Below are 12669 nucleotides of genomic sequence, written 5' to 3' on the forward strand. Positions count from 1 at the left end.
AGGGCTGCCCCCGCTAATGCGGTACAGTGAAAGGGCAGCCTATTCTTAGCTTCCCATCGGGGGCGCGCCTTGAAAGAAGCTATGCTCCGATGAAGCTCTCCGTCATTTCCTTAAGAACATTGCCCGCACAGGCGGACATGCAAAACCCATCCCTTTCCCCTCTTATCTCCTTATTCGTTCTCTCATCGCATCTCCCAGAAGATTGATAGAAAGGCAAAAGAGAGTGATGCCTGTACCGGGAGCGATCATCATCAACGGGTATGAGCGGAAATAGGTCCTCGCATCAGAAATCATGACGCCCCAATCCGCCGTCGGAGGCGAGACGCCCAGTCCCAAGTAGGACAGCGCCGAAGCCGAGAGCAGCGAAGTCCCGATGCGGAGCGTCAATAGCACGATGACGACGGGAAGCACATTCGGAAGTACATATTTCCTTACGATGTACCCATGGGATGCCCCCAAGCTTTTGATGCTTTCCATGTAGAGCTCCCCACGAATACGTATGACCTCACTCCTCACGATACGTGAAAAACCCGCCCACGAGGTCAGAGTCAATGCGATGATGAGGCGGAAATTGTTCTCCGGAAGGATCGCCGCGACCGCGATCATAAGACTCATCCCCGGAAGTCCCTGAAATACAGCCACAAGACACTGGATCCCCCGATCCACCCAGCCGCCAAAGTAACCGGAAAGGATCCCCAGCATAAGGCCAAGAACCATGGTACAAAACGCCGCCACAAAGGCAAAAGCCACTGACGTCCGCGCCCCATAGATGGTACGGGAAAGAATATCACGCCCCAGCGCATCCGTCCCCAGCCAGTGTGAGGATGACATGCCTTCCAGGATTTCCTCCGTAGACACCGCGGTGGGATCATAGGGCGCGATCCATGGAGCAAAAAGCGCGAGAAATACGATCCCCATCGCCAAAAAAAGCGCCATTTTGTAGATCCAGTGAAGCTCCTTCTTCATCAGCCCTCCCTCGCTTTCGGGCTCAGCAAATAGTAGCTGAGATCAACCAGATAATTAAATACGATGAAAACTGTCCCACTGACCAGCACATAGCCCTGAATCACCGGATAATCCCGTCCCCAGATAGCCGAGAGTACATAGCTTCCAAGACCGGGTATGGAAAAAAGATTCTCGATAATGACCGAGCCGCCCAGGATCGAGGCAAAAAACGTCCCCAGCATGGTAATGACCGGCATCAGCGAATTGGGCAGGACATGATAGATCTCTATATACGAAGCGGAGAGCCCCTTCGCCCGCTCTGTCAGAAGAAAGGGCTTCTCCATCACCGAAAGGACCGACGTCTGCTCCAGACGCAGCACCGCAGCCGCTGTCCCTGCTGCCAGCACAAAAGAGGGCAATATCATGTGGAGTGCATCGCCATACCCAGAGGAAGGCAGGAGCTGCCACTCTTCCGAAAAGATCAGCATCATCATGATCCCCAGCCAGAAAGACGGCATAGAAATAAAGAAGAGTGCCACGAGCTCAAGTCCGATCTCTGCCGCATGACCTTTCCTGCGCGCCGCCCATATGCCCGCAGGGATGCCGAGCAGGATCACCCATCCCATCGCCCAGAGAGCCAAGTGGAGGGTGACGGGAAATCTTCGCATGAGCTCGGACAGCACCGGTCTATGTGTCAGATACGATACACCCAGATCTCCCACTGCCGCATGTGTGAGCCAGCTCCCATACTGCATCCAAAAAGGCTGATCCAGCCCCATGCTCTCCCGCATCGCAAGCAGCTCCGACTCCGTCGGTTCTGCCGTCCCGTCCATCGTAAGGACCGCCATCGCCGGATCTCCGGGCGCAAGCACGCCCAGAAGGAACGCCAAGATCGTGAGTCCGATGAGAAAAGGGATCAGGAGAAAAATGCGCCGAACCGCATAGATCAGAAAAGATTTCATGAGATGTGCCTCCTTTCGTGAATCACTGACACGAGGGCCATACGAAGCGAGAAGGACGGATCCATCCGTCAAGACGCAGCACAAAGAAATTTTATAGAAGAAAAGCGCCAACCTGTCGCCGATACCTTTTCCTACTCCTTCCACGCCACCTTGTCCAGCGTAATGCCATAGACCGCCGCATGGTAGCCTGTGATTTTTTTCGAACAGACAGCGAGATTCTCATCTTCCAAGAGCGGGATGACCGCCGGATGGAGGAGAAGCTCTTCCCGGATCTCATGGTAGAGCACCTGCCGATCTTCGATCTCATAGGTATGAGTAAGCGCATCAAAGGCTGCATCTATTTTCGGATTGGCATAGCAGAAATGGCTGGCAAGATTCGTCGCACCATCGCTATGAAAGAACTCTCTCAAAAGCGAAGTCGGATCGAGATTTCCGAGCCCCCTCGTCCCGATGGCGAGATCGTAATCCCCTTCCTTCATCATTTTCCTTGACGTCAAACCATCCACCATCACGATCTTGACATCCAGGCCGAGATCCTTCAGCTCCGCCTGCAGAAATTCTGAAATGACCTTGTAAGGGTAGCGCTCGGCGCCATACTGCGGGAGGAGAAATTTCACCTCACACCGGGCATCCCCCAGCACTTCTCGCGCAAGTGCCTTCGCCTCAGCAGGATCATAGACCGGCGGCTCCGGTCGCGAAAAAGGATTCGTACTATTCAAGAAGCTCCGCGTCGGTGTACCGAATCCCGCAAAATAATATTTCACGATCTTTTCCCTATCGATGGCTAGATCGAGCGCCCTTCGCATGCGTTCATCGGAGAAAGGGAAACGGCCGCCATTGACAGAAAGATAGTGGGAAATCGTCGAGTGCGCACTGTCTACCGAGAAATCCCCCGTTCGCATGAGCTCCCTCACCATCATTGGTGTCAGTCCGCCCAGATCCAAGACCCCCTGCACCTCTCCCGAACGCATCGCCGAATATCGCGCCTCCGCCGAAGTGATCACACGGATACGGATCCGCTTCGCCTTTGCTTTTTCGCCATGGTATCCATCAAATCGCGAAAGGAGCGTATAGTCGTCCGCCTTCCTGTCAATGATCTGAAAAGGCCCCGTGCCCGCTGCGATTTTCGTGAAATCTCCCGTTTCTCTATCAAAAGAAGCCGGACTGAACATCGCGCTCCCCCAGCCCGCCATGCGATAGATCAGCATGGGGACAGGCCGCTCGAAATATAGATGAAGCGTGTAGTCATCGTCCGCCTCATAACGGACAAGCCCCGGGTAAATGCGCGAGACCAGATAACCATAGAAGGAAGATGGCTTGTATCCCATGTGCGTCACACGGTAGAAATTCTCGCACACCGCATGTGCATCGAAGGAAACCCCGTCATGGAACTTCACCCCCTTCTTCAGATGAAAAATCCACTCCGTCTTCTCCGCATTCGACTCCCAAGACTCGGCGAGCATCGGCATGACTTTCCCATCATCAGAAATCCCGACCAGCGACTCCCAAGTCTTTAGGATCACTGTGGAGTAGTAGGGATCCTTTTCCCCCGGCGAAAGATCCCGCCCCGCCGCGAGTACGATCTCTTTCTCCTCTCCCGTCGGTGAGGCGTTGCCACAGCCGGCAAAAACCATCGCACAGGTCAAAAGAAGAACGAGTGATAGATAGCGAAAGAAGGTACGCATGAGGATTCGCCTCTTTTCTTATGGAAACGTTTGAGAATAGGGGAATAGGCGGCCGATAGGCCGCCTATTATTATAATACATATATTAGAAGTGAAGTTTAGCCGTGAAGGTGAAAGTACGCGGGAGTGACAGATAGACCTGATTGCCACGGGAAACCATCCAGTAGTCTTTGTCGAATACATTGTTGCACATCAGAGAGAGTTCTGCCGGAGTCTTGCCGAAGTGTGTCTTATAGGTAGCGCCCAAATCGAAAATGGTATAACCGCCAGCCCAGACTTTTTCATTCATGACTGGAGTTCTGCCAGTATAGATGCCGCGACCAAGAATGCTCCAGGATTCATTCGGATTGTATTCTGCGCCGAAGACAGCCGTCCACTGGCTGGTGCCATTGACGCGAATGCCGTCCAGCTGACCTTTTGTTGTTTTTTCCTGTTTGGCATCAAGGTGGGAAAGACCGCCGAAGACATTCCACTTGTCAGTCAGCTTGCCATTCACAGAAAATTCTACGCCTTTATGACGTGCTTCCCCGTCTTTAGACTGGAAAGGTTTGCTAAATCCCGGCTTATAGACGCTAATCAGATTATCCTGTTTCAGATCATAGTATGCCAGTGTCCAGAGCAGATCATTCTTCATGTATTTGAAGCCGATTTCATTCTGCTTTGTTTTGAGCGGTGGGAGAATGTCTCCAAAGTTTTCAAATGTGGTGTTGACGCCCGTACCGCAGTCAAAGTTTTCGGAATGGCTCGCATAGATAGACATATTTTCGTTTGGATGGTAGATCAATCCGTAAGTCGGGCTGGTGTCATCGCTTTCCGTTCTATCGATGCCTGTTACTTCGCTGCTGGTTGCATTTTTATATTTATATGCATTTGACACTGCTTCATGTTTATGGACACCCAGCACGGCATTCCACTTCTCATAAGTCATGTAGTCGACCAGAGAGTAACTCTTGATACGTGTCTTATTATTCCAGCGGGTATCGAACTTTGTTGGTGCAGCCAATGTCTGATGGATGCCAGTGTACAGGTCACCAGTACCAATATTTACCAGCGAGCCATTGTTGTACGCACTTTTTCGATTTCTCCACGCCTGATTATAAGAAAGGGTAATGTCATGCTTCACATCCCCTGTATTATAATGTGCGGTCGTTCCCACCTGCCAGTAATAATACTCCTGTGGCGTCGCTCCTGGTTTAGCCGTCACAGTCAAAGTACCGTCTTCTTTTAACACATAACCGCTACCACCATTCGCCATGACGTTGCGGTCGAGATTGTTTCTCTGCATGCCGAAATTGAAGAACCCATCCCAGTGTTCATTGAATTTCTGATCATGATTGTACGTCATCAGCCAGCCATGGGTCGATTTCACCATACCATCAAAGCTGTAATCGTTCGAACCTTTCGGTACTGCCGGCAGTTTTGTCACACCGCTGTCAAGAATGAACCAGCGTAGCCCGCCCTGAATGTCCAGATTTCTATAGCCGATGAAGAGATTATCCTTCGCGTGTTCCGTGGTATGGTCGATATTGGCAAAAATACCCTGTCCATTGATTTTCGTCCCTTTGACAGACGTTCTGCCATTGAGGTTTTCTGTCGTGATACGAACGCCCCATTCCTTCTTGTCCCCGAAACGTTCGCCATAGTCAAGATATTCTCCAAAGAGACCGCGGCCAGAAATCGTCTGCGTGTAGTCGAGTACTCTTTCATCCGGAGCCACCTTCGTCTTCACACTGATAATGCCGCCCGGGTTAGTGGTTTCATACTGTACACCTGTACCATAGATCCCTACGTTTGGTCCAGAAAGAACTTCCAGGGATTCGATCGGATACAATGGGGTATTGAACTGTGTAAATACGCCCGGTACATTATTTACATAGAAATTCGTACCATTTGTACGAAGACCGCGGAAGAAAAAGTCGCCATGCAGAATCGATCCCGACTGACGAACAGATGGCGAATTGGCGAGAAGCGCATCCATCGGTTTATCCGGACCGGTGAATGTTTCCATAGCTTTTTCGGTAAAGTTCATCTGCGTAAAAGGGACGTCCAGCGTATTTTTTCCACTCAAAAAACCTGTCTGCGATTTGGTATAGACGAAATCGCCAGGCAGGACTTCACGTTCCTTATTTCTGTCACCAATGACAACGACTTCAGCGAGCTGCGTCACCGCAGGTTCTTCTGCAAAGACAGTACCCCCCTAAAATTCCGGCAGCAGCCAGAGTTCCAAGGATGAGGCACGACAACATTTTCCCTTTTTTCATAAATATCTCTCCTCGATAAAAAACTCGCCAGCATATAGCCAGCATGAAATAATATATATTCCATTCCCGAAGCGCCGTGTATCCAAGTTTCCACGCGCGGGGAAAAGAAAGCAGTATAAGTGACTAGGGATTAGGGGCTAGAGGCTAGCCCCATTGAACCCATTAAACCCATTAAACCCATAGAACCTATATTTCATGATTCCCGAAAGTACGAGATCACTTCTACGATTCGTTTCGAATGCCAGACGTAACCATTCTCATCCTGCTCAGCGCGCTCTTTGAAAAGCGGCTCAAGCTCGGTATTATAATTCAAGTACGACATTTCGCCCAAATCCTCCACCATTTCTTTCTCCGCCGCTTCCCAGTCGGCATAGCGGAGCACCTTATCATAGTGCGTGAAAGAGACTTCGGCATGGATACCCATATTCCAGAACATCATCGGCATCATCATGTAGTCGTTGTTTCGGCGATAATTCAGCGAAAGCTCATCATAGAGACTATAGAGGTAAGGTTTCAGAAGCGTACGGACAAGGATGAAGCCTTTCTTCCCGTAGCGGGCGATCTTTTCGAGCGCCTCTCTCATATAGCAGACACGGTACAAGGAATTGACAGAGAGGACGTAGTCCGCATCGTAAGGCTCCTCGAAGTCTTCCCACTTCGAGTGGACCGCTTTCACATTCGTGAGGCCTTCTCTTTGTAAGGAGATCGAGAGCTCGCGGAGCATGGCTGGTGAGAAATCAACCGCAAGTATGTCCCGGCTGTATTTCGCCATAGGAATGGTGAAATTACCGCATCCTGAGCCCACATCTAAGATGCGCTGATTTTCTCCGAATTTCTCATGGATCCAGTCTCCAAGCCCGTACACATCCCGATAGAGGTTGAAGCGCTCTGCGTAATGTGGGGCAAGCCCTTCCCAGAATCGCAGCTCTGCCTCGTCATCAAATTTACGTCCTGATTTCCTCTTCGCGTTCCAGCCTTGTTCTTTCTGCCAGATCTCATCCAAGTCGATTTTTTTCAGCTGCTGCATCTTATCACCGCCAATCTTGAACAAAATGAGTGTAATCTGTATAGTTTCTATAAAGTCAAGTATCTTTTAGAAAAATTTAAAAGTTTTTCCTTAATCAATGACTAAGAGCAGCAGTGGAAGGGCATGATGGTGACTTCTCTGCCCCTATAAGAAGAGCCGAAGCGCGCCGCCTCTCCCCATCGGGAAAGGCTTCGAAATGAGAATACCGCCTCCCCCGTATCGCAGACCCTCCCTGCGCAAGGAAGGTCACGAACCAAGTGATCCGGATAGGGTGCTGGTGGGCTTGAAGAAAAAGAGATCAAACGGAAGAAGCAGATATCTCAAGTGAAGCAAGGACGAAAGCCCCCTATACACTGCCATGTCGCTACCATTTCCCATTCCCTGCCTTGAACCACTCTCTGCTCTATGCTATGATAGACATGATTTTAATCCAGTCTTTATAAAGTCTATAGCAGGTATAAACTTCTCATAGAAGGGACTCATGTTTCATGAAGCAAGGAAAAAATCACTACACGCCGCAGGAATTTGCACGGCTCTTTCACATCGATAAACAGACCCTCATCTACTATGACAATCAAGGGATCTTCTCTCCCGCCTTTCGCAGCGAGAAAGGCTATCGATACTATGAAACAGCGCAGATCCTCCCCTTTGCAGAACTCTTATCTCTCAGAAATCTTCACATTTCGGGCGCAGAGATGGGGGTATTTAATCAGCACCCTTCGCGCAGTAAACTTATCGAACTCCTGTCCGATAAAGTCATGGAGCAGGAAGAAGCGATCCGTGCCATGCAAAGCAATATCGAAAGCCTGAAGAGGAAAATCCGTCATCTGGCGGAAAGCCGCAGCCACCCCATGGAGCAGGTCATGCTGATTCCCAAGCCGGTACGCCTCATGCAGCGCAGTCCCCTCTTTCCTGCCAAAACATCTTTCCGAGATGCCTGTCAAAAGAGTGCTCTTCTCATCACGGAGTATGCCGCTCACCTTTTCGACAAAGATTTGGAAATCGCCGTCAGCCCAGCCGTAGACACACTCTCCGCCTTGTGCAAACCCTACGCCTACCACCTGCTGCTGATCTCGCCCCATGCGCCAAGCCTGGAAATGGAGAATCCCCTCACCCTCCCCGCCGCACTCTATCTGACCTACATCTTTCCTTCGCCGCAGTTCCCTCTTTCGAGTGCCGTCCTTTCAACCATCGAAAACACGATGCAGGCACTCTCCCTTTCCCCCGACGTTCCTTTTCTCGTCACCCCACGTCTGGATGACGAAGGACGGGCTAGCTGCTATCGTCTGGAAATACCCGTCACAAAAAAAGCTTGAGACCGTTCATCTCAAGCTTTTTATTATGGATGATGCCCATTATCAGTAAAACTGATAGCCAAGGGCAATAGGATTTTGTCGGTATGAAAAACAAATCTCCCAAAATAGAAAACGCCGTGATTCCATACATATCCGGAATCACGGCGTTTCATTCAGATGGCTTCGAAAAAGCCAGACCGGATCACTCATCTCACGAGATACACTTTGACGCGGCTCTTCGTCCCCCACTGGTAAGCCTGCTCGAGGGTGTCGACACCGACATCGATGACATTTCCATGGATCGCACCTCCGATATCATCGCAGATGGCGTAGCCATAGCCTTCGATGAATACGATGCTGCCGAGCGGGATGACACTCGGATCCACGGCGGCATGCCCCTTGCCGGCGAATCCACCCAGAGCGGTATGCCCTTCACCGCCCCCGTCATAGGGCGTGTACGCCGTCGATCTCATGTGATAGGTCTTCGTATACTTGCCGCGGAAATAGGGCGCATTGTCCAAAGCATCCCAGACATCTTCATCCGCCACACCGGTGGTCTCAAGGCCTGTTTCATCCTGCAGCCTGCGGATGGCATCTGCCGTACCGGCGCCGAAGACCCCGTCAACGACACCGGGATCGTAGCCGTGCAGAAGAAGCTGATTCTGCAGATGGATGACTCTCTTTCCCCTGGCCCCCACCGAGAGGATATAGTCTCCTGTCTGCGCCACATAGACTTCATTCAGCTTCGTGCGGGTCTCGCTGTTCACGCCGCCCGTGACGGAGATCCCCTGCTCTTTCTGGAAAGCCGTGACCGCATCCTCGGTCTGCCCACCATAGATGCCGTCTGCCTCCCCGTCAAGATAGCCGAGGCGTTTCAGCTTCCGCTGGATGGTCTTCACATCACTGCCGCTGTCACCGACGCCATAAGACTCCCCGCCGGAGGAGACCGCAGGCGCCGGCGTCCCTGCGCTGATATCCCGAAGCGCGCTGTAGGTCACTTCATCGATCGCACCGGATACAGGAAATCCACGGGATCTTTGGAAGTCCTTCACCGCCTTCACGGTATCTCCCCCGTAGACACCATCGATGTCACCTTTGAGAGAGCCGGCCTCTTGCAAGCGCTGCTGCATATCGGAGATCACATCTCCGCGATTTCCTTCTGCATACACGACGCCCCCACCATTCCGATAGCCTGCGCCTTCGGCACGTCGAATGGCATCTCTGGTCGCATCATCGGCTTCGCCGGTCGCGGTCAGGCCTTTATCCTTCTGAAATAAATAGACTGCTTCCTTTGTGGTGGAACCATAGTCTCCATCCACGGTGCGGGCCAGATAACCTGCCGCTACCAGGGAATTCTGCAGGGCTGTCACAGCATCCCCACTCATCCCTGCGTGCAATGTTTCTGCAGAAGCGGGAACCATGGCAAGTATCCAAAGCGCCAGGACCGAGCTCCATTTGTAGATAGCACGCATGAATTATCACCTCCATAAACTTCCTGTATTTTACCATTTTTCTTCAAATTTGTAAAAAATGAGGGGAAACCCTTTTATTTTTAAAGAAATCCATGGAGCTGCCGCGCGGTGCGAGGCGGTGTGAAAAAGCAGACAGCATCGGTGGGAAATGGGGATTCCTATGGCGTTCTTTTCTAAGGGAATGGGAGCGTTTTGCAGAAAAAGTGGGGGGAGCCAAAAGAGAGAATGCCCTTCCCCGTATCACTGTCCTCCCGCCCCTCGTCATTTCGAGCGCAGCGAGAAATCTTCCTTGCACAACGATCAAACGGAGAGCGTCAGTTGAGGAGCAGCCGAAGCACCTAGGCGATTTTATCATTACCTCATAAGTACAGAGTACCGCTACGACGTAAAAGATCCCTCGGCTCCGCTCGGGATGACGATACGAGAGGCGGGCTATCTCACATGGCTTTTCATCCGACCACGTAGAAGGAGCTGTGAAATAATAGCTCCATGAACACAAAAAAGGACTTTCGATTTTTGCGAATCAAAAGTCCTTTTTTGTGTTAGAATTTAACTGCAATGAAAAACCTAACTGTGTATTATAGTACTCCCAAACAGGGAATTTTACCAGCATTTTTTTCTGAGTGCCTAGATATCACAGATCCGGTTTTCACGTTTGACAGATTTATGGAGGAAATCGATTTACGCAAATATCTGAGCAAACTCCCTGCTCATGAGTTGGGAAGAATCAGATATAATCCCGTCAATATGTTGAAAACGGTTCTGTTCGGGTTTATGGATGAAGGATGCATCTCTCTCAGAAAGCTGGAAGACAATTGCAAAGTCAATATCCGCTATAAATACCTTATGGACGGTAAACGCCCGTCCTATCGGACTTTCGGATATTTCATCAATACTGTCCTGCTGAATCAAGCTGAATCGCTCTTTTATGAAATCACCCAGGAAATCATCACCAAAGAGCATGTGGACCTGGACCACCTTTATATCGATGGCTCTAAATTCGAAGCCAATGCCAACAAGTACTCCTGGGTCTGGAAAAAAGGTACGGAGAAGTCGAGATTCCGTCTGTATACCAAAATTTCAGCACTTCTGGAAGAAATCAATGGAATGTTGGGCTGTAGTGGTCTGAAAGTCGAGATCAATTCAGAATATGCTCCTGAATATCTGGAGCTCATCCTGAGCAAACTTCATGAAATCTGGAGCCTGGACGAGGAAAAATTTGTCCATGGCAAAGGGCACCATAAGAGTCCGGAACAGCGGAATATGGAAGTGTTTTTGGTTTCTATTGGCTTCAACCTGTACAAATACCATAGGAAGCAACAGGCACATATGGATATGGCAGCTTAATTTTAAAAAGCCAATTTTTTGGGGGAAAGGGGGAAGTATGCCCTTTTCCTCTTGTTTTTTACTACCAGGAGTGAAAAGGACACAAAAGAAGGAGCTATGAAGAAATGAATCTTCATTTCTTCACAGCTCCTATCCTCCGCCTTCGGCGCGCCCCTTCTTCAAGGGGCTACTCCGCTGGCATGTAAAAGCGCAACGCCCAAGCGCCACTTTCTTCTCGATGGGAAAGTCAACAAAATGAGAATACCGCTTTCCCCCGTATCGTCATTTCGAGCGAAGCGAGAAATCTTCCTTGCACACGGGAAAACGGGACTGTGGGATAGCAAGAAGCAAAAGCTCCCGGGGGCATGAAAACAAATGAAAGAAAAGCAGATCCCGTATCGTAAGCCTTTCCCCAATGGGGAAGGCTACGAGCAAAGCGAGCTGGATAGGGTCCTAACGGCATGAAAAAGAGCAGGGAAAATCATCTCAAGTGCGCCGTTAACGAAAGTACCCTATCCACCGCTGGCGCGGTCCCCCCCTTCCCCAATGGGGAAGGCTGCGAAACGAGAATACCGCTTTCCCCCCGTATCGTCATTTCGAGCAAAGCGAGAAATCTTCCTTGCACAACGGCCAAACGGAGAGCATCAGATGAGGAGCAACCGAAGCACCTAGGCGATTTTATCATTACCTCATAAGTACAGAGTACCGCTACGACGAAAAAGATCCCTCGGCTACGCTCGGGATGACGATATGAGAGAACGGGTGATCTCACATTCCCTTTCATTCCTTCACGTAGAAGGCTGCCCCTGCGGGGCAGATCTATCCTCCGCCTTCGGCGCGCCCCTTCTTCAAGGGGCTACACAACAGTCATGTAAAAACGCTGACCCTTCGCAAGGTCTCCTTCCCCCATATCGTCATTTCGAGCGTAGCGAGAAATCTTCCTTGCACACGGGAAAACGGGACTGTGGGATGGCAAAAAGCAAAAGCACCCGGGCGGGCATGAAAACAAATGAAAGAAAAGCACATCCCGTATCGTAAGCCTTCCCCGCGTGGGGAAGGTGGCGAGCGAAGCGAGCCGGATAGGGTTCTAGCGACATGAAAGACAGATAAGAAAAGCGGAGAAGTGCGCGGCACATGTGGGGAATGCGTGAGTCCCTGACCGCGAATGGCAAAGATCTCTCACTTTGCTCGAAATGACATGCACGAGAGATGGATCGCTTCACATTGGTTTTCAAACCGCCACGAGGATCCATCCTGCGCCTTTGGTGCGCCCCTTTTCTAAGGGGCTGCTCAGCGGGAAGGAGTTCCTTAAACCCAATCCCCGCTTTCATTTCTCTATAGGAGCCAACCTCCGCCCCTTCGGGGCACCTCCTTCCATGGGAAGGAGGGAGAATGCCGCCTCACAGACTCCCCATGAAAAAGGCTTACGATACGAGAATGCCGCCTCCACCGCCCGAAACAAAAAAATACCGCCAAGTTTCCTTGACGGTATCTGATCTCTATCCCCACCATGTCGTTAAAGCCGGATTTTGAGTCTGCGTATTTGCAGGTGGGTGCTCTCATGTGAATTTCATCTGTCCCCGTGAAGGGCATAGATTCCATCCGCAGTTCTGAACTCCCTTAATAAAGGTATCGGTTCAAAATATGAAGCCGCACGTGCACAGCAGGGTTGTTACATGTAGTATAGCAAATTTGCA

At 50.6% G+C, this 12669-nt stretch carries 8 protein-coding genes and 1 other RNA gene; 2 read left to right on the forward strand and 7 right to left on the reverse strand.

Going from position 1 to position 12669, the window contains the following annotated elements; translation table 11 throughout:
- Window positions 1–162: 162 nt before the first annotated feature.
- The 5 genes from ACGG9R_RS06105 to ACGG9R_RS06125 all read right to left on the reverse strand — a co-directional run bounded on the left by ACGG9R_RS06105 (window position 163) and on the right by ACGG9R_RS06125 (window position 6903).
- Window positions 163–966, reverse strand: a complete 804-nt coding sequence (locus ACGG9R_RS06105; protein ID WP_390152765.1) for an ABC transporter permease — start codon at window positions 964–966, stop codon at window positions 163–165.
- Window positions 966–1907 carry an ABC transporter permease gene (locus ACGG9R_RS06110; protein ID WP_390152768.1) on the reverse strand — a complete coding sequence of 314 codons (942 nt, stop codon included), beginning with the start codon at window positions 1905–1907 and terminating at the stop codon, window positions 966–968. The genes ACGG9R_RS06105 and ACGG9R_RS06110 overlap by 1 nt, the downstream gene beginning before the upstream one ends.
- 131 nt (window positions 1908–2038) lie before the next feature.
- Window positions 2039–3592: an ABC transporter substrate-binding protein gene (locus ACGG9R_RS06115; protein WP_390152771.1), complete on the reverse strand. Its 1554-nt coding sequence runs from the start codon at window positions 3590–3592 to the stop codon at window positions 2039–2041.
- Window positions 3593–3676: 84 nt separating this feature from the next.
- Window positions 3677–5758 carry a TonB-dependent receptor gene (locus tag ACGG9R_RS06120; protein ID WP_390152774.1) on the reverse strand — a complete coding sequence of 694 codons (2082 nt, stop codon included), beginning with the start codon at window positions 5756–5758 and terminating at the stop codon, window positions 3677–3679.
- Window positions 5759–6045: 287 nt separating this feature from the next.
- Window positions 6046–6903 carry a class I SAM-dependent methyltransferase gene (locus tag ACGG9R_RS06125; protein WP_390152777.1) on the reverse strand — a complete coding sequence of 286 codons (858 nt, stop codon included), beginning with the start codon at window positions 6901–6903 and terminating at the stop codon, window positions 6046–6048.
- Between the two features lie 464 nt (window positions 6904–7367).
- Between ACGG9R_RS06125 and ACGG9R_RS06130 the strand changes: the two genes are divergently transcribed.
- Window positions 7368–8195, forward strand: a complete 828-nt coding sequence (locus ACGG9R_RS06130) for a MerR family DNA-binding transcriptional regulator (protein WP_390152780.1) — start codon at window positions 7368–7370, stop codon at window positions 8193–8195.
- A gap of 185 nt (window positions 8196–8380) precedes the next feature.
- On the opposite strand, the gene ACGG9R_RS06135 is transcribed toward ACGG9R_RS06130, so the two are convergent.
- The gene (locus tag ACGG9R_RS06135) at window positions 8381–9646 is read right to left on the reverse strand and encodes a peptidoglycan-binding protein (protein WP_390152783.1); all 1266 of its coding nucleotides are present in this window, start codon (window positions 9644–9646) and stop codon (window positions 8381–8383) included.
- Window positions 9647–10312: 666 nt separating this feature from the next.
- On the opposite strand from ACGG9R_RS06135, the gene ACGG9R_RS06140 reads away from it, so the two are divergent.
- A complete protein-coding gene (locus tag ACGG9R_RS06140) occupies window positions 10313–10993 on the forward strand; it encodes a transposase (RefSeq protein WP_390155106.1) in 681 nt (226 codons plus the stop codon).
- Window positions 10994–12470: 1477 nt separating this feature from the next.
- Here the strand turns inward: ACGG9R_RS06140 and ssrS are convergent.
- A non-coding RNA gene (ssrS, locus tag ACGG9R_RS06145) (6S RNA) lies at window positions 12471–12645 on the reverse strand.
- Window positions 12646–12669: the final 24 nt, after the last annotated feature.

This window comes from Dialister sp. i34-0019-2H8, from assembly GCF_042846925.1.
Lineage (GTDB): Bacteria > Bacillota > Negativicutes > Veillonellales > Dialisteraceae > Dialister.